Here is a 23213-nt window from a genome sequence, read left to right on the forward strand (position 1 = left end):
AGCAAACCCAATCACGGTCGGACAACATGCGCAAAGTCTGGGATCTGTCGTGGCGGCTGGTGATCGGTCTCGTGGCGCTCGGCGGGCTGGTTCTGGCCACGGCCTGCACCGGCACGCCCGCGAATAGCACCTATAGCGGCTACGGGGTCGGCCGCACCGCCTATGTCACCTATGGCACCATCGTCTCGATGCGCAATGTCGTCGTCCAGGGCGGCGATAGCGGCGTTGGCACCATCGGCGGCGCGGCGCTCGGCGGGGTTGCCGGCAGCTTCATCGGCGGCAATAGTTTCCGCGGCAATCTGCTTGGCGCGGTCGGTGGCGCGCTGCTCGGCGGTCTCGTCGGCAATACCGCCGAGAGCGAGCTGAGCAAGGGCAACGCGGTCGAATTCATCATCCGCCAAGATGATGGGCAGACGATTTCCGTGGTGCAGACCAATGAGAATAATTTCCGCCCGGGTCAACGCGTCGCCATCATTCGCGGCGATCGCACGCGGCTTGCGCCAATCTATGGCTGACGTCGAGCCGGCACGGGTGGCGCGGTGATTGCCCTCGCCGGCTGCCTGAGCTATGCGCGAGCCGTATGAGCAACCCGGCTGATTCCCATCTGGCCGCGCCGCCGGCGGCGCTGCGCTTGAAAACCTCCGGCGACGTGGTGCTCGATCTCGTCGCCGGGCTCCATTTCGCCGGCCGCCAGCGCCTGGCGATCGCCGATTTCGTGGAGGCGACGCGGCTCTGGCGCCTCGGTGTGACGCTCGCGTGGCTCGATGTGAAAGGGCGTTATCGCGGCTCGATGCTGGGCCCGCTCTGGCTCACCCTCTCGACCGCGGTGATGGTGGCGGCGATGGGGGTTCTGTATTCGACGCTATTTAAGATGGTGCTGCACGATTATCTGCCGTTCCTCGCCCTTTCCCTGGTGCTGTGGGGCTATTTGCAGACGCTGGTGGCGGAGGCCTCACTCGGCTACACCCAGAACGATGCGATGATCCGCGCCGTGCGCATGCCGTTCAGCCTTTATGGCGGGCGCATCGTGCTGCGCAATTTGATCGTGCTCGGCCATAACATCATCGTGATCGTGGTGGTGTTCGCGATTTTCGACACCTGGCCTGGCATGCGCGGCCTGATCGCGCTGCCGGGGCTGGCGCTCTGGCTGATCGATTCACTCGCGATCACGATGACCCTCGCCGCCCTCTGCGCCCGCTTCCGCGACATTCCGCCGATCGTCGGCAGCGTCATGCAGATCGCATTTTTCATAAGCCCCGTGATCTGGCGCCCCGAGCTGATCCGTCACGGCGCCCGCTTCCTGCCCATCAACCCGTTTTACGCGCTTTTCGAAATCGTCCGCGCGCCGCTGCTCGGCGAAATTCCGGGGGCGATCATCTGGGGCTCGGCGATCGCCTATTCGGTGCTTTTGGTGGTGCTCTCGTGGCTGCTGTTCGTGCGGGTGCGCGGCCGGCTTGCGTTCTGGGTCTGAGCCCATGGCAACCATCGACGCGGACCATGTCTCGGTCGATTTTCCGCTCTATCACGGCAGCGCCCGCAGCCTGAAACGGGCCATGGTCGCCGCCGCGTCCGGCGGGCGGATCGGCAAGGATGCGCAAAAGCGTGTCGTCGTACAGGGTTTGTGTGACGTGTCCTTCCACCTCGCCGCCGGCGATCGGCTTGGCCTCGTCGGCAGCAACGGCGCCGGCAAGACCACGCTGCTGCGCACACTCGCCGGCATCTATGAGCCGGTGCGCGGCCATGTGCGGGTCTGCGGCAGCCTCAATGCGCTGCTCGATCCTAATCTCGGCATGAATCCCGATCTCACCGGGCGCGAAAATATTGCGCTCCGCGGCCTCTTCGCCGGGCTCGGCCGGGCGCAGATCCGGCGGCTCGAGGAGGATGTCCGCGATTTCGCAGCACTCGAGGAGTTCATGGACCTTCCCGTGCGCACCTACAGCTCCGGCATGGTGGTGCGGCTCGGTTTCGCGCTCGCGACCGCGATCCATCCCGAGGTGCTGATGATGGATGAGTGGTTTCTCGCCGGCGATGCCGGATTCATGGAGAAGGCGCGCGGGCGCCTTGAAACCTTGGTGCGCAGCGCCGAAATCCTGGTTCTCTCTAGTCACATTCACGAGATCGTGGCGCGCTGGTGCACCCGGGTGATTTGGCTGGAAAAGGGCCGCATCATTGAGGACGGCGCGCCTGAGGAGGTGCTCAGCCACTACCTCGCCCGCAGCCAGGATGACGATCGGGCATCTCCGGCCCACGTCGCGGCGGCGGCGGCGGCGGACACTGCGTTCCCGGCGGGTGCTTTGCTGCAAGAGACCGATCGAGGAGGCTTATGATGCGCAGATCCAGGGCCTGGCCGCTTGTGGCGCTCATGCTCAGCGTTGCGCCGCTCCAGGCGGTACGGGCCGATGACGGGCCTATGCAAAAGGCCGGCCAGAAACTCGATGAATGGGGCAACGATGCCGGCCGCGCGATCGGCAAGGCCGCCGCGAAAACCGGCGCCGCCCTCGATAAGGCGGCGCGCAAGACCGGTGAGAAGCTCGATGAATGGGGCAACAAGATCCACGAGAAGCTGACCCCTTCGGGAGGCAGCGGCGACTGATCCGACGCTCGCCCAGGTTCTCGCCAACGCGGCAATGCGGCTGGCGGCGGCGGGCCTCGAGAGCCCGGCGCTCGAGGCCCGTCTGCTGCTCGGCCATGCGCTCGGCTGCGACCAGGCGAGCCTGATCCGCGAGCGCACGACGCCGCTCGCCCTCGCCCGCGCGGCACCCGGCTTTCCCGCCCTGCTCGCTCGCCGCGCGCGGCGCGAGCCGCTCGCCCATATTCTCGGCCGGCGGGAGTTCTGGGGGCTTTCCTTCGCGGTCTCGCCGGCGACGCTGATCCCGCGCCCGGATAGCGAAACCCTGATCACCGCAGCACTGGCCGCATGGCCGGAGCGCCAGGCGGTGCGGCGCGTGCTTGATCTCGGCACGGGCAGCGGCTGCCTGCTGCTCGCCGCCTTGACGGAATTTCCCGTGGCCTTCGGCATCGGCGTCGATCTCTCGGCGGCGGCGCTGGCGATCGCCGGCACCAATGCCGCCGCCCTCGGCCTCGCCGCGCGGGTGGCGTTTCTGCGCGCGGCGTGGGGGGGCGCGCTAGCCGGCGGGTTCGATCTCATCCTGTGCAACCCGCCTTATATCGAGAGCGACGCGATCGCCGATCTGGCGCCGGAGGTCGCGCGTTTCGAACCGCGGGCGGCGCTCGATGGTGGGAGCGATGGGCTCGATGCCTATCGCGCGGTGATCGCCGATCTGCCAGCGTTGCTCGCGCCCGGCGGGATTGCGGTGCTCGAACTCGGCGCCGGACAGGCCAGCGCGGTAAGGACGCTCGCAGCGGCGCGAGGGCTTGCGATTCGTGCCGTCGCCGATGATCTCGGCGGCATCCCGCGGGCCCTGGTTTTGGCGCGCGGCGTGACCGAATAGCCGCCATTCGTGAGAAAATGCGCGGCGGTGAAAAAATCTATTGGCGTCGCGCGGTGAGACGGGTATTTTGCGCGCGTATCGCAGGCGGGCGTGCCCTTGTGGCCGCCTTCTCGCTGTGGCTAAAAGGCGCCGTAACCAGAGCGAAGCTCTTTCGCTCTGCCGGCTGTGGCCACGGAAGCGGTGCGGAAGCCATGTCGATGGGTCTTCTGAAGGGCCGTGTGCGGCGGCGGCGTGCGGTGGCATGCCGGGCGCGTGAACAGGAAAGCATGATGTCAATATGAATATCAAACGGATGCGCGGGCGCAATCACCGCGGCAATGGCAATGGCGGTGTGGTTCGGCATCACCAAGGGGGCGTGCCGCTCAATCGCAATCACGTCTTCGACAGCAATGGGCCGGACTTGCGGGTGCGCGGCACGGCGCAGCAGCTCTATGAGAAATATATCCAGCTCGGCCGCGACGCCGCCAGCGCCGGCGACCGCGTGATGGCCGAGAGTTATTTCCAGTATGGCGAGCATTATTTTCGCATCCTCAACGCCATGACCCAGGCGGCGCAACAAAACGGCGCACATAGCCAACCGCCGCGGCGTCCCCTCGGCAGCGAAGCCGAGGAGCCCGACGCCCCTCCCGGCACTGGCGAGCAACCCGCTGATCCGCTGGAGGCGAGCCTCGCGGCCGCGGCTGCCGCGCAGGAGGGTTGAGAGCCCTTTCGGTTGGAATTGGCGGAGTGACGCGGTATCGATCCGGAACGAGGCGAGCGCGGGTCGTTCGCTGGGAAGTCAAGGAACTTTCAAGCGCGAATCCCCAGGCTTTGCCTCTTGTCGGTCGGGAGGGCATCCGCTAAACCCGCCGGCGTCGCGCCCGTAGCTCAATTGGATAGAGCACCAGACTACGGATCTGGGGGTTAGGAGTTCGAATCTCTTCGGGCGCGCCAATTTTTCGATGATTTAAGCCGTCGCTGCGTTGCCAAGGCGATGGCTTTCGGACCAACGGCGAGCCAATGCAAACGGCTGCCGCGCGCTTTCCTCACCCAATGCGCGCGCGACGCAAACGCGAGCCGCAACATAACGCGCTGATTTTTCTGGTCGTGTCCCTACGAGTGGTGTGGGGGCTCCTGCGCTGAGTGATCATCCTGCTTGTCATCCTCGCCGATGTCATTTAAAGGAATTTCTCAGCTAAGCGGGCGTAGCTCAGGGGTAGAGCACAACCTTGCCAAGGTTGGGGTCGAGGGTTCGAATCCCTTCGCCCGCTCCAGTTTTCTTAAATAAATTTAGAGGTTTAGAGTGGTCCTTCGGGGCCGTTTTTTGCTTCCCCGCCCATCGGGTCGGTGCCGGGGAAGCACTGGGGAAGCAGCCGACATCATGCTGCGGGATACGCCCGGCGGCATTTGGCACGGGCGATACACCCATTTCACACCGCTCGGCGCAACCGGCAGGCTCTGTCACGGATACGTCCCAGCCAATTGGACGCATGGCACTGAGTGCCTCCGACCCTCCAGGGACGGTCATACCGATGAGATTAGGCTGCGTGACCATCACCGCTCAGCGCTCCCTGACGCCATGCGCATTGGCAGAACCAGCCGAAGCGAATCGGGCAGCCGCACGAACCCATGGGCCGCGTAGAAACCGGCCGCAGTCTCGTCCAGAGCGTCGGCCACGACCATAGAGGCGCCCACCGTGCCGGCGCTGTCGAACGCGCGCTGCAACGCATCCGCCAGCAGCACGGCCCCGAGCCGCTGTCCCTGACGTTCCTTCGCGACGGCCAGGCGACCGATCCGCGTCCCGCTCACCAGAGGGTAACGCGGGACGTGCTTGCGCGCCGCCTCCGGCACATCACCCTGTGAGATCGCCATGGCGCACAGCGTGTAGTAGCCCAACACGTGGGTCGGCTCGCTGACCTCGCTCAGGACGAAGACGGCATTTGCCTTCCGGCGCACGTCCTGGCCAGCCTGGGTCTTGAGATAGCGATCCAGGTCTTCGACCCCACAGGTGAAGCCGCCTCTGTCGTGCTCCTCTCCAAGCAGCATGATCCGAAGATCTTGCGATTGCCGTGTTGCCATTCACGGCGCCACCCGGCGCTTATGCTCCACAAAGGCCCTCTGGAGCCGCTCGCTTGGCGCCGGGGGGCTGACCAGAGCGTCGAAGAACACAGCCCGATCCCGATCCGACAGTAGGAGCGTGTCATGCTCCGCAATCGTCCGTCGAGCGGCGTCCGTAAGCGCGGTCATGCAGAAATCCGTCAATTTGCGCCGTTCGAGTTGGGCCGCCCTTTCGATCAACGCCTTGGTCGGCTCGTCGACGCGAAACCCAAGCCGCTCTCCCCGAAGCCGGCGGTCGATCTTTGCTGGCATTGGCATGGCCACCTCCGGCTGTCTATGTACGTCGATTGGACTAACTTTTCAAGATTTGCCCTGGCTACCGCTTTTTAGTGCCCGGACCTTCAACTTTGGGGGTGACGGAGGGAGAGCGATGCCAGGAGCCGCTCCGCATAGGCCGCACCCGCGTCCCATACGCGCACCGGCCGCACGACGAACAATAAAAAGGCTATCCAGAGGCAAAGGAGCGCAAACGCGGCCATCTGGGCGGCCGATGCATCTCGCGTGATCGCCCAAAACGGCGCGTTGTGGGTCGTCACTTGGGCGATCTGAGCTGCGCCGATAGCCACCAATGCACAGGTCGCCAACAGAACTGCCGTCCCTCTCATACCCAATAGATTGCGCCAAAACCCGTAAGAGATGTTGTCGTTATATATGAATGGATATTTGAGGCCGCACCGCAAATCGATCAGACGACGGATCACTGCTCGGTAAATGGCATCGGCCGCGTCCTGATCTCGCGCCTCTGCGCTGGCATTTGGTAGCGTGAAGTCTGGCGCTAGGTTCTGCCCGCTGCGTGGTAGGCACGCTTGATCGGCATCTTATTCGTACATTCTCAGAAACGACGAATAATCTCCGTCGTGAGACCGCCGCATCGCTGCTTGAGTTTGTGCTGCGCGGTACGACCACCTGACAGCGACGCGGCTCCGACGATTGCGCGCGCTGGTCAGAACGAGGCGATCAGGCGCATGCCCATCACCAGTGCGTTTTTGCGCAAATTGCCATCGGGGTTCACGACATTGCCGCCAGGATGGAAATATTCCTGAATATCGGGCTGCAGCGCCCACCATTTGGTGATCTGGACTTGATAGGTTTCCTCGAGCTGAAACTCGTAATTGGCGAGAGGGTAATCGGGATTGACATAGGTGCGCTCGGCCAGATCGAAATCACGTTCGGCGCTGCTGACATGCGAATAGGCGAATTCCACGCCAAAGAGATCAGCCGGGCGCGCGGGGATGAGGCCTTTTTCCACGATGCCGCCATCGGCGAAGCGATCGACCAGGTTCTCATCGCTGGGGCTGACGGAGGCGCGGAGAAACGCGGAAACACCTTGATCAGACCCCGCGTGCAGGCGATAGAGCGGCCAATCGGCGACACCATACGCGCCCCAATCGCCAACATGGTTGCGCGGCTCGCCATTCGAGTCGGGCGAGGCCAGCGAAATACCCTGGCTATCATAGCGCAAGCTCGCGAAATGGGTGCCGCTATCATACCAGCTGCCGAATTTTACCACCAATGGCGCCGCCGGCGCGCTCGGCAAAGCGAAGGTCGCGACATCGAGCTCTGAAATCACGAAGACGCCGCCGGAGAAGCTGAACAAGGTGTCGCTCGGCTGCTGCTCGTCGACGAACGTCGAGCCATTGCCGCCGGTGGGATCGCCATCAAACACAGCATTCATCCAGGTGACTTGGGGCAGCGGTTTCAACGCCAAGCGTACCGCCGGCGCTGCCAGCGGATAGGTCGCACCGCCGGCTGGCAAATCATTGGTGACGCCAGCAAACGTGTTGCCGAGAAAGAGCTGTGAGGTCTGGCTGATCATGAATTCGTCGTCGATGCCGAGCACGCCGAGGCGGAGCGAAACCGCCCCGGCATCGGTAACTTGCTGGAGCCAGACGGTGTAGATTTTCTCCGTCGGCGCCGCTTCGATATTGGAGACAGTGAGCAGGCTGCCGACATAGCCATTGGTCAGGCCACGGCCCTCTGGCTCACCCTCGACGCTCATCGCCGAGATGTGGAAACGCGCGCCCTGCCAGCCGACGAGTTTTGCGAGATCGACATCGACCTGGCCGAGCAGCAGGCCCTCATAGACCCCGCCCTGTTTGATGCCGCCTTGCACATTGTCGAGGAAATCACTGGTATAATTCAGATTGATATTGACCCCTTGAGCCGATAGCCACGCCCGCAGCCCGCCCCAGTCGCCGGTCATTGTCTTGCGGGTCCAGAAACTGTCGGGCTCGGCCGGGATATTGGCGTTGACTTCCTCCTCGACCGCCGGCTGCATATCGCTATCGGCCCGCACCATACGCGGGGCGACCAACACGAGCGCGAGCACCAACCACGCGAGGCGCCGATACTCCCCGCCCCGTCCCGCCCGAGATGCCTGTGCCATGACCGCCCTTCGGCCTTCCTGCAATTGCGAATTACACGCAATTGCATTTTTGGCAAGTCACGACGCCTCGAGCCCGTGGCCCCGGGGGGCGGCCTGGGCACGCCGCATGCAGCGCCGGCGACCGGCGTGCGGTCGGCGAAGTCGAGGGAATCTCCGCGCTTCTCCTGGAGGGAGAACAGATCCGCAGCCTGGGCTTCTCGGCAAGGTGAGAAACAACCCACCCCAGGCCAACGCGTCCTGCATCCCGGCGGCGGCGCCGACGACGAAGAGAGCCAGCGGCAAAGCGATCGATGATAGGCTTGATGGCCCTTTTCCACCCTTTCTGCGAAGAGATCGGCCGCCGTTCAACCCGCGCTCTGCGCCGCGAGAAAGGGGGCCGCGCGGACGGGCGAAAAAACACTTGACGGCGGTGAATGATTGAATACAGAATTCTGAATTCAGAATACGGACGCGCGCGATGCACCTCGCCCCCCACCCGAGCCTGGTCGAACAGGCTTACGATGCCATCCTCGGCGAAATCGCCGACGGCACGCTCGCGCCCAATACCCACCTCGTCCAAGAGGTTCTGGCCGAGCGCTATGGCGTCTCCCGCCAGCCCATCCAGCAAGCCTTGCTGCTCCTCAAAAACGACGGGATCGTCCAAGACGGGCGGCGCGGGCTAATCGTCGCGCCGCTCGATATGCAGATGATGCGCGACCGCTATCAGGTCCGCGCGACCCTCGATGCGCTCGCGGCACGCCTTGCGGCACGGCGCTGCGCTGCCTCGCCAGAGATCGCGGCGCACACCAGGCGCCAAGGCGAGCGCATCCTGGAGGTGGGATTTGCCGCCGTCGCAGCTGGCGCGATCAAAGCGATGATCGCCCACGACGTCGCCTTTCACGCCTTCGTCTACGACGCCTCCGGCAACCCGATGATCCGCCCGACCGCCGAAATCCATTGGCGTTTCCTTCGCCGTGTGATGGGGGAAGTGCTGCGCAAATCAGAGCCGCCGATCAGCATCTGGCAACAGCATCGCGCGATCCTCGCAGCGATCGCCGCCGGCGCCGCGGAGGACGCCGAAGCCCTCATCCTGAGCCATATCGAGAGCGCGGCGGCGAGGCTCGTTGCCGATGCCCCGATGGGCGACGAGGCCGACACCAAGCGACGGGCCCAGTCGCGGCGTTGAGCGTGCGCGACCGGCGTGCAGCCTCGCTCACGCCGGAAACTTTTGGGAGGACCCAACGAAATGTCACAAGCCGCGAGCATCGCTTTCGACCCCGCGCCACTGCGCTCTGAGGGCGCAACGTACCGCAAAGTCACGCTCAGGATCGTGCCGTTCCTGTTTCTTTGCTATCTCGCCGCCTATCTCGACCGCATCAACGTCGCTTTCGCCAAGCTGCAAATGCTCGATGACCTAAAATTGAGCGAGCAGGTCTATGCTTTTGGCGCGAGTGTGTTTTTCATCGGCTATGTCCTCGTCGAGGTGCCGAGCAACGTTGTTCTGCACCGGGTGGGGGCGCGGCTCTGGATCGCGCGGATCATGATCACCTGGGGCCTGCTCTCGGGCGCCATGATTTTTGTCCGCACGCCGCTCAGTTTCTATATCGTCCGCTTCCTGCTCGGGGTCGCCGAGGCCGGCTTCATCCCTGGCGTCTTGCTCTATCTCACCTATTGGTATCCGGCGCGGCGGCGCGGGCGGATCACCGCGATTTTCCTCACCGCGATCCCGATGTCGAGCATCTTCGGCGGTCCCCTATCAGGCTGGATTTTGAACGTGGTGAGCGGCGCCCAAGGCCTTCGCGGCTGGCAATGGCTGTTTCTGATCGAGACCATCCCCTCGCTGATACTAGGTGTTGCGACCTTGTTCTATCTCGACGATCGGGTCGCCTCGGCACGATGGCTCGACGACAAAGAAAAGCAGATCATCACCCGCAATGTCGCGGACGAGGATGCCGAAAAAGAAGATTTTTCGCAATTATCGGCAGCCTTCCGCACCCCTCGGGTATGGCTCCTCGGCCTGATCTATTTTGGCATCGTGAGCGGTATTTATCTCAACAGCTTCTGGGTGCCGACGATCATCAAAGAGACCGGCATCATCGACCCGCTCGCGATCGGCTTGCTCACCGCGATCCCTTATCTCGCTGCGGTGGTGGCGATGATCGTCGTCAACGCCAGCGCCGATCGCCTGCGTGAGCGGCGTTGGCACACTCTGGTGCCATGCCTTGCGACCGCGCTCGGCTTTGCGCTGACCGCTTGGGCCGGTGGCCATATTATGGCCGCGATGATCGGGCTCGTGTTCGCGGTCGCTGGCGCCTTGAGCGCGCAAGCAGCGTTTTGGAGTTTGCCGGCATCGTTCCTTGGCGGCGCTGCCGCTGCCGCCGGCATCGCGCTCATCAACTCCCTCGGCAATCTCGCCGGGTTCACGACCAATAACATCGTCGGCTGGTTGGCCGCGCTGACGCACAGTAACGCGGCGAGCCTCTACGTCTTCGCGTTGGTGATGGCGCTGAGCGGGATCCTCGTCCTCGCCGCGCCGGCACGTTTTGTTAACAAATGACGCGCGGGCGCAACCCGATCAAGCCGACGTCTCGGGCGCCGCGACCACGCCTTGGTCTCGTTATTGTTCGGAGGGTTATGCTATGAGGCAACCGCTGACCATCGGGGAGATGCTCTCCGTCCATGCCCGCTTGTTCCCCGATCGCATCGGCGCCCGCGATCTCGAGCGCGCGGTGACGTTCCAGCAATGGAACCAGCGTGCCCGCCGCCTCGCCAACGCCCTTCTCGGCTTGGGTCTCGCCAAAGGCGACCGCGTCGCCATCCTCGCCTATAATCGGCTCGAGTGGGCCGAAATCTACGCCGCCACCGCGAAAGCCGGCCTGATCGCCGTCCCGATCAATTTTCGCCTGAGCGGCCCCGAAATCGCCTATGTCGTGGAGAATGCCGAAGCCGCGGCGTTAATCGTCGAGGACGCCTTCATCGGCGTCGTGGAAGAGATCCGCGCGGATCTCGCACGCGCGGCGAGCACGATCATTCATATCGGCAAAAGCACCGCTGCGGCGGGATTTCACGCCTATGAGGCGCTAATCGCGGCCGCGGCGGACGGCGAGCCAGCGCAGACGGTCTCACCCAGCGATCCGTGGACGCTGATGTATACCTCGGGCACCACTGGCCGGCCTAAGGGCGTCGTCCGCAGCCACCAATCGGCGATGCTTTTGTCGCTGGTGACCGACATCGAACTTGGGCTGCACCGGGCGGAACGCGCGCTCCTCGTGATGCCGATGTGTCATGCCAATTCGCTCAATTTCTTCGGCGCCTTCACCTATTGCGGCGCCGAGACGGCGATTTATTCCCGTCGCAGCTTCGATCCCGAGCATTGCGTGCGCACCCTCGCCGAAAGCGGCGCGACCTTCACTTCGCTGGTGCCGACGCACTACATCATGATGCTCGGGCTTTCTTCGGCAACTTCCTTGCAATGGGATTTGAGCCGGGTTGCCAAGCTGATGATCTCGTCTGCCCCGGCCCGCCAGGACACCAAGCGGGCGGTCATGGCGATGTTTCGCAACTCGGGCCTTTTTGAGCTTTATGGCTCGAGCGAGGCGGGGTGGGTCACGATGCTGCGCCCGGAGGAACAATTCACCAAGCTCGGCTCGGTCGGGCGCGAATGCGTTGGTGCCGCGCCGATCAAGATTCTCGACGAGGCCGGCCGCGAGGTTCCCGACGGCGAGGCCGGCGAGCTTTATTCCAACAATCCGCATACGTTCGATTGCTATTGGAAACTGCCCGAAAAAACCGCCGAGGCGTTTCGCGGTGATTACTGCACGGTCGGCGACATGGCGCGGCGCGATGAAGATGGCTACATCTATCTCGTCGATCGCAAAAGCAACATGATCATCTCGGGCGGCGAAAACGTCTATCCTTCCGAGGTCGAGGCGATCCTCGGCGCCCACCCTGCGGTTCGTGATGTCGCGGTGATCGGCTTGCCGGATGAGAAATGGGGCGAGCGCGTGCATGCCGTTGTCATCGTCCATGACGGCGCCCGCGTGAGCGAGGCCGAGCTGCTCGCCTGGTGCAAGGACCGCCTCGCCGGCTACAAACGCCCCCGCTCATGCTCCTTCCTGCGCGAGGAGGAGATGCCGCGCACGGCGACGGGAAAAATCCTCCATCGCGTGCTCAAGACGAAATTTCCGAGCAATGGATAAAGCGCCTCCCCGGGAACATGAGAGTAAACCCATAATGACCATCGACCCAGACAGCGTTGCCGCCCTGATCGCCCGGCTGCTCAAGCGGCGCGGTGTGGAGCGCGTTTTTGCGCTTTGCGGCGGCCATATCATGCCGATCTGGATGCGCCTCGACGCCGAGGGCATCGCGATCATCGATGTCCGCGACGAGCGGGCGGCGGTGCACATGGCGCAGGCCCATGCCGAGCTTACCGGCGGCCTCGGCGTCGCGCTCGTGACTGCGGGGCCTGGCGTCACCAACGCCATGACCGGCATCGCCAATGCCCATGTCTCGCGCGCTCCGGTTCTGGTCATCTCCGGCACCAACCCAATGGCGCAGGAGAATCGTGGTGGCCTGCAAGACCTCGACCACACGTTGCTGGTCCGCGCGATGACGCGTTATGCCCGCACCGTGCGTGACCCAGCACTCGCACTGGCCGAACTCGATGAGGCCATCGCCCGTGCCTTTGGCGAAGGCGGCGAGCCGGGCCCGTCCTATATCGATTTCCCGGTCGATGTCGTGCGCCGCTCAGTGCCGAAACCGCTGCAACGCGAAGAGCATCTTCGCGCCAAGCTCCGGCCGGTGATACCGCCCGACCCGGCGCGGATCGCCGAGGCGGTCGAGCTCTTGTGGAATGCAACCCGCGTGCTCGTTATCTCCGGGCGCGGCGCGCGCGGCGCCGGCCCAGAGCTGGTGACGCTTCTCGATCGGCTCGGTGCCCTCTATCTCGACACCGGCGAAAGCCGCGGTCTGGTGCCCGATACCCACCCTTCCGTCGTCGCCGCGATGCGCGGGACGGTAATGGGAGAGACGGATGTTGTGGTGACGATCGGGCGGCGGCTCGATTTTCAACTCGCCTATGGCTCGCCTGCGGTGTTTGGCGAGGCACGCTTTGTTCGTATCGGTGACGTGCCGGGCGAGCTTCGCGACAACCGTCGCGGTGATATCGAGATCCTGGCAACCCCAGTGGCGGCCCTTCGCGCTTTGATCGCCGCGGCCGGCAACCGAGCGTCGGCGATCGATCGGGCGTGGGCGGAAAAATTGCGCGCGGGCCATGAGGCGCGGGCGCGAAAGCTCCGTCACGCGATGACGACGGCTCCGGCCGGAAGCGATGGCAAACTGCATCCAAACCGGGTGCTGGCGGCGCTACAGGAAGCGATCGGCGAGACGGCGATCGCGATCATCGACGGCGGCGATTTCCTGAGCTTCGCCCGCGTCGGGCTTTCCGCGCCGATGATGCTCGACCCGGGTCCGTTCGGCTGCATCGGCGTCGGCGTGCCCTATGGCATTGCGGCGAGCCTCGCTTTCCCCGACCGCCCGGTGGTGGTTGCAACCGGTGATGGCGCCTTTGGCTTCAATGCCATCGAGATCGACACCGCCGTCCGCCATAAAGCTCCAGTGCTGATCATCGTCGCCAATAATGGCGCCTGGCAGATAGAGGTGCATGACCAGACGGTGACCTACGGCAAAATCGTCGGAACAAAGCTACAATCGAGCGACTATGCGGCGATGGCGCGCGCCTTTGGCATGCATGCCGAGCGGGTGGAGACGGAGGATCAGCTCAAGCCCGCGATCGAACGCGCCCTCGCCCAGCGCCCGGCGCTCCTCGATGTCGTCGTCACCCCCGACGCCGTCTCATCGGATGCCAAGACCGGACTTGCCTGGGTTCCAGACCTGCAGCCACTCGCGGCTTGGGACGAGGCGGAGCGGCGCTGGCGCAGCGGCTGAATGACGCGCGGGCGCCTCAATGCCTGTTATGCAGCGCTTGTCATGCCACGCCCGTCAAGCGGCGTCCGTTAAGGAACCTCTGAACAGCGCAATTTTTGCCCCTGCATCTGTCGGGCGAACGGCGTTTGGTGGCCTGGCGCCTCGAATTTATGGTGATTTTTGGCTTTCCGAGGCTTCCAGCGCCCTTTGTCGGGATGCTGGACAGACTCCCGCCCCCGAACCTCATCCGGCCGGTGTGATCACCCGCCGTGCACTGTACAGGTTCACCAGCGCAAACCGGCTGAACAGGTGCTGTTCATTCTTGAACAACCCGCGATACCGCGCCTTCGTATTGTCCCCCGTCAGCGCCGCAACAGAGAGCCGAGGCCGAGCGCGGCGACGGATATTTCCAAGCGGTCAAGCCGATTTGGGCACGAGCGATCGAGAAAGCGAAGCTGAAGGGGGTCACACCGCATACGCTGCGGCACACCATGGGCTCGATCGCGATCTCGACCGGCGAGGCGATGGCATTGACAGGCGCCATTCGGGGCAATTCCAACCCGCGCTCCATCGCGATCTACGCCCATGTTCAGACGGACCCATCCCGTCGTGCCGCAAACCGCGTGACCGAAAAAATCGCCGCCGCGCCGCGCCAGGTATGGCCGTCGCCGGCCTCTTGTCCCCCGCCCCGACCCTGAAGGCAGCTGCGGACGGCAAGTTCATGATTGTGGTATAAGCCTCGCGATGACCCTGTTCGAGAACATCAAGCCGGGCGCCCGGCTCCGCGGCCTGGACGGCGGCGGCATCGCCGAGATCGTGCAGGTCGCGCGCTTCGGGGCAGATGCGCTCAACCTGGTCTTTCGGGTCAATGGCCGCGTCGCGGAACGTCTTGTCTATCGCGGCGAGGAAACCGCTTTCGAACTCGTCGAGGCCGGCCGGGCTCTGGGCTTTGACGCCGACGGCGGACTGCTCCGGCTGGCCTCGGAGGCCTACCGGATCCGCCTCGCCCACCTTTTCGACCCCTACCTGGCCGTTAGCGCCTCCCAGATCGAGGCGCTGCCCCACCAGATCACTGCGGTCTATGGCGAGATGTTGCCCCGCCAGCCGCTCCGCTTCCTCCTCGCCGATGACCCGGGCGCGGGCAAGACCATCATGGCGGGGCTGCTGATCAAGGAACTCCTGATCCGCGGTGATCTGGATCGCTGCCTGATCGTGGCGCCCGGCAGCCTGGTCGAGCAGTGGCAGGACGAACTCTCCGAGAAGTTCGGGCTGCGCTTCGACGCGCTGACCCGTGATCAGATCGAGGCCTCCGTCACTGGCAACCCCTTCGCCGAGTGCCGCCGGCTGATCATGCGGCTCGACATGGCCGCCCGCTCGGACGAGCTGAAGGCAAAGCTTGTCGCCGCGCCCGAATGGGACCTCGTGATCTGCGACGAGGCGCACCGGATGTCGGCCTCCTATTTCGGGGGCGAGGTCAAGGAAACCCAGCGCCACAAGCTCGGCAAGCTGCTTGGCACCCGCACCCGCAACCTGCTGCTGATGTCGGCGACCCCACACAACGGTAAGGAGGCCGATTTCCAGCTCTTCATGGGGCTATTGGATGCTGACCGTGCAGATTCCGACGGAAGCCGGCCGGGGATTCCGATTTGATGTCGGCCAGCGTTCCGATTTGAAGCCGGCCACCATTCCGATTTAATTCCGGCCACCTGGCGGGGATTTTTCAGCGTTTTCGGCTGGGTCAGCAACTCGGGCAACTGTCCTCTCGTTACCATCAACGAGGAGGGCTGGATGCCGGCGAAGAGAGAGCTGACGATGCGGCAGATACGACAAACCTTACGGCTGGCCAGTGACGGCATCAGCGCCAGGGCGATGGGGCGGATGCTGGGCGTGGCGCGGAGCACGATCCAGGACAATCTGAAGCGGGCGCAGGCAGCGGGGCTGGCGTGGCCGTTGCCGGCCGACCTCAGTGATGCGGTTTTGGAGGAGCGGCTGTTTGCCCGCAGCGGCGCGCCGCGGGGGGTGCGCCGGCGCGCCGAGCCGGTCTGGAGCGAGCTGGTCTGCGAGCTCAAGCGCCCGGGCGTGAACCTGATGGTGCTGTGGGAGGAATATCGCGCCGGGCATCCGGAAGGGTACAGCTACAGCCGGTTCTGCGATTTGTTCAGGGAGTTCGAGGCACGGCTGTCACCGGTCATGCGCCAGGAGCACCGGGCGGGCGACAAGGTGTTCGTCGATTATTCCGGCAAAAAGTTGGGCATCACCGATCCCGCAACTGGCATCGTGCGCATGGCGGAGATTTTTGTCGCGGTGCTGGGCGCGTCGAACTACACCTACGCGGAGGCGAGCTGGACCCAGACGCTGCCGGATTGGATCGGCGCGCATAGCCGCATGTTCCGGTTTTTTGGCGGCGTGCCGCGGCTGATCGTGCCGGATAATCTGAAGTCCGGCGTCAACAAGGCGTCGTTCTACGATCCAGAGATCAACCTGAGCTATGGCCGGATGGCCTCGCATTACGGTGTTGGTGTTTTGCCGGCCCGGCCGCGGCGCCCGAAGGACAAGGCGAAGGTGGAAGCCGGTGTCCGCTTTGCCCAGAGCTACATTCTGGGCCGGTTGCGCCAGCAGACTTTCTTCTCTCTGGCTGAAGCCAACCAGGCGATTGCCGGCATGGTGGAGCGGATCAACGCGCATGTCATGCGCAGGCTCGGCGTCAGCCGGCGGCATTTGTTCGAGACGATCGAACGCCAGGCTTTGGCGGCATTGCCAGAGACCGACCATGAGTTTGCGGAGTGGGGTTTTGCCCGCGTCTCGCTGGATTATCATGTCGAGGTCTGCGGCTTTTTCTACTCGGTGCCGCATCAGCTGATCCGCCAGCAAGTCGATACCCGCGCCACCGAGCGGATGGTTGAGATCTTCCACCAAGGCAAGCGGGTCGCGGTGCATCAGCGCCGCTATGGCGGTCCAAGGCACGGCACTGCCCCTGAGCATATGCCGAGCGCGCACCGGCGCTACGCCGCATGGACGCCGGAGCGGTTCCGCTCATGGGGCGCATCGATCGGCCCGCAGACCGAGGGGCTGATCATCGCCATCCTCGCCAACCGGCCGCATCCGGAACAGGGGTTTCGGACATGCCTTGGCATCCTGCGGCTGTTCAAGGAGTTGGACCGTCCGCGCGCCGAGGCGGTGGCGGCCCGAGCGGTCGCCTTTGGCGCGTTCAACTACAAGAGCATTGCCTCGATCATCGCCAGCAAGCTCGACCAGACGGCCAGCCCGCCAGATGAGGCGCAGGCGGTGCTGACCCACAGCAATCTGCGCGGCGCCGAATATTTTCACTGATTTCCACTGAAAGGAACAAGCATGCTCACCCACCCGACCCTCGACCTGCTGCACAAACTCGGCCTGCACGGCATGGCCAAAGCCTTCAAGGACCTCGACGCCCGGCCGGAGGTTGCCGGTTTGGCCCATGGCGAATGGCTGGCTTTATTGCTCGAGCACGAGGCCACGTTGCGACAGCAGAAACGCTTCGAGAGCCGCGCCCGCGCGGCCAAATTGCGCCAGTCCGCCAGCGTCGAGGATGTCGATTACCGCGCCCCGCGCGGCCTCGACCGGGCACAGTTCCTGAAACTCGCCAGCTGTGACTGGGTGCGCGCCCGGCATAATCTGCTCATTACCGGCCCCTGCGGGGTCGGCAAAAGCTGGCTGGCCTGCGCGCTGGGCCAGAAGGCTTGCCGCGAGGATCTCTCGACCGCCTATCACCGGGTGTCGCGGCTGTTCTCTGCCCTGGCGCTGGCCCGCGCCGATGGCCGTTACGCCAGAACACTGCGCCAGATCGCCAGGCTCGACCTGTTGATTTTGGACGATTGGGGCCCCGAGACCCTGAACGCGGACCAACGCCGCGATCTGCTGGAAATTATCGATGACCGCCACGAGATGCGCTCCGTCATCATCACCAGCCAAGTGCCGGTCGAGCGCTGGTACGAAATCATCGGCGATCCCACCATCGCCGACGCCATCCTCGACCGCCTCGTCCACAACGCCTACCGCATCGAACTCACCGGCGAGAGCCTCCGTAAAAAGCGCGATCCGGCACCGGCCCACGCCCGAACTTGACCCAAAACAAGGACACGATAATCATTCAACCAGACCCAACCGAAGACGCTCAGGTGGCCGGCTTCAAATCGGAACCCCGGCCGGCTTCAGTTCGGAAGCAGTGGCCGGCTTCAAGTTGGAATGCATGGCCGACTTCATCGGAATCCGCACTGACCGCTTTGAGGGACGGTTCCGCGAAGGCGTCCACAAGGCCGATGTCTCGGACATGATGCGCCGGCTCACCAAGGAGGAGCTCTACCGCTTCGACGGCACGCCGCTATTCCCTGAACGCCGCGCCTATACGGCCAGCTACGAACTCTCTCCGCTGGAAGCCGATCTCTATCAGGCCGTCACCACCTATGTGCGCGAGGAGATGAACCGCGCCGACCGCAACGCTGACGGCGCACGACGGAACAATGTCGGCTTCGCTCTGCAGATTTTGCAGCGACGCCTCGCTTCCTCGCCGGCTGCCATCCATCGCTCGCTTGAGCGGCGGCGCAAGCGCCTGGAAGACCGGCTACGCGAGGAGCGGATCGGGCGCGACACCGCCGCCGCGAAGCTGACGCCCGGCCCCGTGCTCCCCGCCTATGATCCGGACGAGATCGACGAGGCGCCCGGCGCGGAGGCCGAGGCGCTTGAGGAAAAGATCGTCGATTCGGCGACCGCCGCGCAGACGCTGATGGAACTGGACGCGGAGATCACGATCCTCAAGGATCTCGAGGCCCGCGCACTCCGGCTGAAACTCTCCGGCCAAGACGCCAAATGGCGCGAGCTCGAAAGCATTCTCGACGAGCCGATCATGCTCGATGCGGCCTCGGGCCTGCGCCGGAAGATCCTGATTTTCACCGAGCCCAAGGACACGCTCGACTATCTCGCGGACAAGATCCGTGGCCGCGTAGGCGACGCCCAGTCCGTCGTCGTCATTCACGGCGGCATCGCCCGCGAGGCTCGCCGTGCCGCCATCGCCGCCTTCAACAGCGATCCGGTGGTCCGGGTGATGATCGCCAACGATGCCGCCGGCGAGGGGGTGAACCTCCAGCGCGGCGCGCATCTGATGGTCAACTATGACCTGCCCTGGAACCCCAACCGGCTCGAGCAGCGCTTCGGCCGCATCCACCGCATCGGCCAGACCGAGATCTGCCATCTCTGGAATCTCTGCGCCACCAACACCCGCGAAGGCGAGGTTTATCGACGGCTTCTGGATAAGCTGGAGGAAGCGCGAAAGGCCCTCGGCGGCAAAGTTTACGACGTGCTTGGCGAACTCTTCGAAGGCCAGGCTCTGCGTGACCTGCTCGTTGACGCGATCCGCTACGGCGAGCAGCCTGAGAAGAAGGCTGAGCTCTTCCGCAAGGTCGATGGCGCGGTGGACGTCGCTTCCATCGAACGGCTGGTGGCCGAGCGCAAGCTGACCTCCGAGGGCATGGACCCGAATGCGGTTGCCGCCATCCGCGAGGAGATGGAGCGCGCCCAGGCCCGCCGCCTGCAACCGCATTTCATCGGCGCCTTCTTCCGGGAAGCGTTCTCCACCCTCGGCGGGCGCATCCTTGAGCGCGAACGCGGCCGCTTCGAGATCACCCGAGTTCCGTCCATCCTGAAGGAACGCGACCGGCTGATCGGTCGCGGCGATCCGGTCTTGGACCGCTATGCCCGTGTCACCTTCGACAAGGCGCTGATCCCCGGCCAGCCGCAAGCCGAACTGCTGGCGCCCGGCCACCCGCTGCTAGACGCCGCGGTGGAGGTTGTGCTCGAGCGCTTTCAGCCGTTGCTTGGGCAGGGCGCCGTGCTGGTGGACGATGCCGATCTTGGCACTGCCCCGCGCCTGTTGCTTTATCTCGAGCATGCCATCCGCGATGGCCGCACGGCCAAGTCGGGCGAGCCGCGCGTCGTCTCCCAACGTCTCCAGTTCATCCACCTCGGCGAAGACGGCGGTGCTGCGGATGGCGGCTCGGCGCCCTATCTCGACTACCGGCCGATTACAGAAGACGAGCGCGCGCTCGTCGCCGATGTGGTAGCGGCCCCTTGGCTCGGCGCCGGCGTCGAGCAGCGCGCCCTCGGCTTCGCGATCGCCGACCTCGTCCCTGCCCACCTTGACGAGGTGAAGCGGCGGCGGTTTGCCGAGATCGACAAGGTGGAGCGTGAAGTGCGCGCCCGCCTCACCCGCGAGATCAACTATTGGGACGCCCGCGCCGCCCGCCTGCGTGAAGAAGAGCGGGCCGGCAAGGAGCAGCGCATCAACGCCACCAATGCCGAGGCAACCGCCCAGCGCCTCGTCGAGCGCCTGCACACCCGCCAGGCCGAACTCGATCGCGAGCGCCAGATCAGCGCCCTGCCGCCAGTGTTGCGCGGTGCCGCGCTGGTCATTCCACGCGGCCTGCTTGACGCTCGCGCCGCCCCCTCGGCCGCCCCAAAAGTGGCGGGCTTTGCCGATGATCCTGATGCCCGCGCCGAGATCGAACGCCGTGCCATGGAGGCGGTCATGGCCACCGAGCGCGAGCGGGGTTTTGATCCACGCGACGTCTCCGCCGAAAAGAAGGGCTGGGACATCGAGAGCCGGACGCCTTCCGGCCATCTCCGCTTCATCGAGGTGAAGGGGCGCCACGCGGAGGCGCGCGACGTGATCCTGACCAAGAACGAGATCCTCGCCTCGCTCAACGCGCCGGAGGCGTTTTTCCTCGCCATCGTGCGCGTCGATGCCGGCTTTGCCCACGCCCCCGTCTATGTCCAGCGCTTCTTCCAGCGCGAATTGGGCTTCGCCGAGACCGCCGTGGTGTTCAACCTGGACGACCTGCTTTCGCTTGCTGCCCCTGCCGCGTGAGGCCGCCTATTCTCGACACGGTCCACCTTCTGTTCTATATCTTCCTTCGATTTATAGACGCGGGAGGTCGAGTTGGCGCTGAGCCTGAAGAACAAAGAGACCGACCGCCTCGCCCGCGAGGTCGCCGCTCTGACGGGCGAGACGCTGACGGACGCGATCCGCAAGGCGCTGGCCGAACGGCTGGAGCGCGAGCGCCTGCGCCGGGGCGGAACGCTGCGGCTTGCCGATCGGCTGATGGAGATCGGCCGCCACTGCGCTTCCTTGCCCGACCGCGATCCCCGCAGCCCGGATGAGATCGTCGGCTACGACGAAGCCGGCATGTGGCGCTGAATGGTTGTCGATACCTCGGCGCTGGTCGCGATCTTGCTCGGCGAGCCTGACGCCGAGCGCTTCGCGCGCGCGTTGAGCGCGGCACCGGTGCGGCTGATCTCCGCGGTCACACGGGTGGAGCTTTCCTTCGTCATCGGGAGTCGCAAGGGCGAGACGGGTCGCGCGGACCTTGAGCTGCTGCTGCGCGATGGCGGCTTCGACGTCGTCAGCGTCACGCCGCAGCAGGCGACGATCGCCATCGAGGCTTTCCGTCGCTACGGACGCGGCCGTCATCGCGCCGGGCTGAACATTGGCGACTGCTTTTCCTACGCGCTGGCCGTGGCGACCGACCATCCGCTGCTGTTCAAAGGCGATGATTTTATCCATACCGATCTGCAACCGGCCCTGCCGGCATCCGCGCCATGACCAAGCGCCAGAACAAGCTCCGGGATCGCCACGTCGTCCCCGCGGGATCGGTCACGGATGCGGACTTGCAGGCATTGGCAGCCCGACTGCGCTACGAGGGGATCGCAACCCATAAGCTCCACCCCGGTGATTACGGGTTCATCCCTCCGGTCAACCCGCGTCCCACCAAATCTCCGTGCGATGAACTGCGTCCACTCCTTCGCGCCGCAGCGGCAAGGCTGTTCCGGCAGGGGCTATTGGCCGGCATGGTCAGCCCCTTCGTTGCCGATGGCACCCCAAAATACGTCTGGGCCGTCGATGAAGACGGTGAGGTCTATGAGGCCAAGACCAAGCCGCCGGATACGACCTATCACGGCTACCGCCTCGGGGATGACGAACGCGAAATGCGCCGCTACATTCTCGGCGAATGGAGAAAGCGATGCCCGTAGGGCTGGAGATCACCCTGGCGCCGGAACGGCTGGACGAGGGACCGCCCGAGGAACGGGCGTGCTTCGGCCTTTTCACGATCCGTGCCGGTGCGGCAGACCTCACCGCCGGGCTGGATTTCTACATCTCCGCCTACCGTCCTGGCCCCCTGGTCTCCGGCTATCACGCCGCCGAATGGTTCGCCTGGAACTGGTGGCGGCTGCGCTACGAGCCGCGCTCTCCAGCGCCGGAATGGTGGCGTGCGCACAAGATGACCGCCATCGGCGAAGGCTATGTCTGGCCCAACCTGACGATCTTTTCGGACGGCGTCAGGACCGCGCTGCTCGCCGAACCGTCCATCCGTCCGGATGCCAGGCCGTTCCGCTATCTCGGCGCCCACCCCTGCGTTCTCCCCTCCCGCGAATTCGAAGCGGCAGTGGATGCGTTTATTCCCCGCATCCTGGCCCGGCTTCGGGACCAGGGCGTGGGAGAGACGAACCTCGACGCAATATGGCGCGACGTGCTGGCCGAACGTGCCGACCCCGATCAGGTCCGGCGCCGGCGTCTGGAGGCACTACTGGGGCGTGACCCGGACGAGATCGAGGATGACGCCGTGGACCGGCTGTTGGCCGACGCCGCTTCCCTGGGCGAAACTGCGGTCGAGGAACTCGCCGCCGACCGCGCCGGTGGCGGCGACGCGCTCACCGCCGCTGCGCTGGAGCGCCTCGCTGAGTCCGGCGGCACGGATGCCTCCCCCCGCGATGTCGTCCAACTCGCCCCCGGAACCTGCCTGCCATCCGGCCCGGAGGTCCCGGCGTGGCGCCTGGGGGCGGAGGCCGCGCAGATCTTGCGTGCCCAGCTCGGCCTCGGTGACGCGCCGGTCACAGACGCAAAGCTCGCTGAAATCGCTGGCACCCGGAAGCAGGCGCTTGAACGGCACATGGCGAGCCAGACGGTTTCCTTCGCCCTCGACCGCGATCCCGCCCATTCCCGCTTCGTTCTGCGCTCCCGCTGGCCAACCGGGCGGCGTTTTGAGCTGGCCCGCCTGCTCGCCGATCGGATCGTGACACCCGCGCCCGGCCGGCTGCACGCAGCCACGCGTGCTTATACCTATCGCCAGAAGATGCAGCGCTCCTTCGCCGCCGAACTCCTCAGCCCTTTCGCCGCGGTGGACGCCATGCTGGCCGGAGACTATTCCGCAGAGGCGCAAGCGGACGTCGCCGAGCATTTCCGGGTCTCGGAGCGCACCATCCTGACCCTGCTGGTCAACCATCGCCGGGTGGATCGCGAGGAGCTGGACGAGGACCTCGGCGCCATTGCCTGAGCCGCCGAGGGG

General features: G+C 64.9%; 21 protein-coding genes, 2 tRNA genes and 1 pseudogene. 20 read left to right on the forward strand and 4 right to left on the reverse strand.

Annotation, left to right across the window (positions count from 1 at the left end; all coding sequences use genetic code 11):
- Positions 1 to 26 precede the first annotated feature (26 nt).
- The 8 genes and pseudogenes from DEF76_RS14220 (at position 27) to DEF76_RS14255 (ending at position 4705) form a co-directional block, all read left to right on the forward strand.
- Positions 27 to 515 (forward strand): outer membrane lipoprotein, encoded by a 489-nt coding sequence (locus DEF76_RS14220; protein WP_114912897.1) that lies wholly within the window; start codon positions 27 to 29, stop codon positions 513 to 515.
- A 65-nt stretch (positions 516 to 580) separates the two neighbouring features.
- Positions 581 to 1471, forward strand: coding sequence for an ABC transporter permease (locus tag DEF76_RS14225; protein ID WP_114912898.1), 891 nt, complete (start codon positions 581 to 583; stop codon positions 1469 to 1471).
- A 4-nt stretch (positions 1472 to 1475) separates the two neighbouring features.
- On the forward strand, positions 1476 to 2327 hold the full coding sequence (locus DEF76_RS14230; RefSeq protein ID WP_114912899.1) for an ABC transporter ATP-binding protein: 852 nt from the start codon (positions 1476 to 1478) through the stop codon (positions 2325 to 2327).
- A complete protein-coding gene (locus tag DEF76_RS14235; RefSeq protein WP_162800672.1) occupies positions 2327 to 2593 on the forward strand; it encodes a hypothetical protein in 267 nt (88 codons plus the stop codon). The genes DEF76_RS14230 and DEF76_RS14235 overlap by 1 nt, the downstream gene beginning before the upstream one ends.
- 19 nt (positions 2594 to 2612) lie before the next feature.
- Positions 2613 to 3452 (forward strand): annotated as a pseudogene (prmC, locus tag DEF76_RS14240) (peptide chain release factor N(5)-glutamine methyltransferase); the annotation flags it as partial.
- Between the two features lie 277 nt (positions 3453 to 3729).
- Positions 3730 to 4152: a DUF4167 domain-containing protein gene (locus DEF76_RS14245; protein ID WP_114912902.1), complete on the forward strand. Its 423-nt coding sequence runs from the start codon at positions 3730 to 3732 to the stop codon at positions 4150 to 4152.
- Between the two features lie 156 nt (positions 4153 to 4308).
- Positions 4309 to 4385, forward strand: a tRNA-Arg gene (locus DEF76_RS14250).
- A 245-nt stretch (positions 4386 to 4630) separates the two neighbouring features.
- A tRNA-Gly gene (locus DEF76_RS14255) sits at positions 4631 to 4705 on the forward strand.
- A 280-nt stretch (positions 4706 to 4985) separates the two neighbouring features.
- On the opposite strand, the gene DEF76_RS14260 is transcribed toward DEF76_RS14255, so the two are convergent.
- The 3 genes from DEF76_RS14260 to DEF76_RS14275 all read right to left on the reverse strand — a co-directional run bounded on the left by DEF76_RS14260 (position 4986) and on the right by DEF76_RS14275 (position 7935).
- On the reverse strand, positions 4986 to 5510 hold the full coding sequence (locus tag DEF76_RS14260) for a GNAT family N-acetyltransferase (RefSeq protein ID WP_114912903.1): 525 nt from the start codon (positions 5508 to 5510) through the stop codon (positions 4986 to 4988).
- A complete protein-coding gene (locus DEF76_RS14265) occupies positions 5511 to 5807 on the reverse strand; it encodes a type II toxin-antitoxin system TacA family antitoxin (protein ID WP_114912904.1) in 297 nt (98 codons plus the stop codon). It lies immediately after the preceding gene.
- A 685-nt stretch (positions 5808 to 6492) separates the two neighbouring features.
- Positions 6493 to 7935 carry a carbohydrate porin gene (locus DEF76_RS14275; RefSeq protein WP_114912906.1) on the reverse strand — a complete coding sequence of 481 codons (1443 nt, stop codon included), beginning with the start codon at positions 7933 to 7935 and terminating at the stop codon, positions 6493 to 6495.
- 457 nt (positions 7936 to 8392) lie between these two features.
- Here DEF76_RS14275 and DEF76_RS14280 point away from each other — a divergent pair, with 457 nt between their 5' ends.
- From DEF76_RS14280 to DEF76_RS14295, 4 genes are all read left to right on the forward strand, one after another.
- Positions 8393 to 9100, forward strand: a complete 708-nt coding sequence (locus tag DEF76_RS14280; protein ID WP_114912907.1) for a GntR family transcriptional regulator — start codon at positions 8393 to 8395, stop codon at positions 9098 to 9100.
- A gap of 60 nt (positions 9101 to 9160) precedes the next feature.
- Positions 9161 to 10471 (forward strand): MFS transporter, encoded by a 1311-nt coding sequence (locus DEF76_RS14285; protein WP_114912908.1) that lies wholly within the window; start codon positions 9161 to 9163, stop codon positions 10469 to 10471.
- 82 nt (positions 10472 to 10553) lie between these two features.
- Positions 10554 to 12113, forward strand: a complete 1560-nt coding sequence (locus tag DEF76_RS14290; RefSeq protein ID WP_114912909.1) for a class I adenylate-forming enzyme family protein — start codon at positions 10554 to 10556, stop codon at positions 12111 to 12113.
- Between the two features lie 34 nt (positions 12114 to 12147).
- Entirely contained in the window at positions 12148 to 13860 is a 1713-nt protein-coding gene (locus DEF76_RS14295) for a thiamine pyrophosphate-binding protein (RefSeq protein ID WP_114912910.1), read from the forward strand.
- A gap of 295 nt (positions 13861 to 14155) precedes the next feature.
- Here the strand turns inward: DEF76_RS14295 and DEF76_RS19480 are convergent, their stop codons facing one another.
- A complete protein-coding gene (locus DEF76_RS19480) occupies positions 14156 to 14383 on the reverse strand; it encodes a hypothetical protein (protein ID WP_162800673.1) in 228 nt (75 codons plus the stop codon).
- 200 nt (positions 14384 to 14583) lie between these two features.
- On the opposite strand from DEF76_RS19480, the gene DEF76_RS14305 reads away from it, so the two are divergent.
- The 8 genes from DEF76_RS14305 (at position 14584) to DEF76_RS14340 (ending at position 23201) form a co-directional block, all read left to right on the forward strand.
- Positions 14584 to 15489: a DEAD/DEAH box helicase gene (locus DEF76_RS14305; RefSeq protein ID WP_240319015.1), complete on the forward strand. Its 906-nt coding sequence runs from the start codon at positions 14584 to 14586 to the stop codon at positions 15487 to 15489.
- 162 nt (positions 15490 to 15651) lie between these two features.
- Positions 15652 to 17169, forward strand: a complete 1518-nt coding sequence (gene istA, locus DEF76_RS14310) for an IS21 family transposase (RefSeq protein ID WP_408842839.1) — start codon at positions 15652 to 15654, stop codon at positions 17167 to 17169.
- 21 nt (positions 17170 to 17190) lie between these two features.
- The gene (gene istB, locus DEF76_RS14315) at positions 17191 to 17943 is read left to right on the forward strand and encodes an IS21-like element helper ATPase IstB (RefSeq protein WP_114912091.1); all 753 of its coding nucleotides are present in this window, start codon (positions 17191 to 17193) and stop codon (positions 17941 to 17943) included.
- 124 nt (positions 17944 to 18067) lie between these two features.
- Positions 18068 to 20737 (forward strand): helicase-related protein, encoded by a 2670-nt coding sequence (locus DEF76_RS14320; protein ID WP_205216009.1) that lies wholly within the window; start codon positions 18068 to 18070, stop codon positions 20735 to 20737.
- 72 nt (positions 20738 to 20809) lie between these two features.
- On the forward strand, positions 20810 to 21067 hold the full coding sequence (locus DEF76_RS14325) for a type II toxin-antitoxin system VapB family antitoxin (RefSeq protein WP_114912912.1): 258 nt from the start codon (positions 20810 to 20812) through the stop codon (positions 21065 to 21067).
- Positions 21068 to 21472, forward strand: a complete 405-nt coding sequence (locus DEF76_RS14330; RefSeq protein ID WP_114912913.1) for a type II toxin-antitoxin system VapC family toxin — start codon at positions 21068 to 21070, stop codon at positions 21470 to 21472.
- Complete coding sequence (locus tag DEF76_RS14335) at positions 21469 to 21900, forward strand: hypothetical protein (protein WP_114912914.1); 432 nt, start codon at positions 21469 to 21471, stop codon at positions 21898 to 21900. The genes DEF76_RS14330 and DEF76_RS14335 overlap by 4 nt, the downstream gene beginning before the upstream one ends.
- Entirely contained in the window at positions 21891 to 23201 is a 1311-nt protein-coding gene (locus DEF76_RS14340; protein WP_240319016.1) for a hypothetical protein, read from the forward strand. The genes DEF76_RS14335 and DEF76_RS14340 overlap by 10 nt, the downstream gene beginning before the upstream one ends.
- Positions 23202 to 23213 lie beyond the last annotated feature (12 nt).

It is taken from the genome of Acidibrevibacterium fodinaquatile (assembly GCF_003352165.1).
Lineage (GTDB): Bacteria > Pseudomonadota > Alphaproteobacteria > Acetobacterales > Acetobacteraceae > Acidibrevibacterium > Acidibrevibacterium fodinaquatile.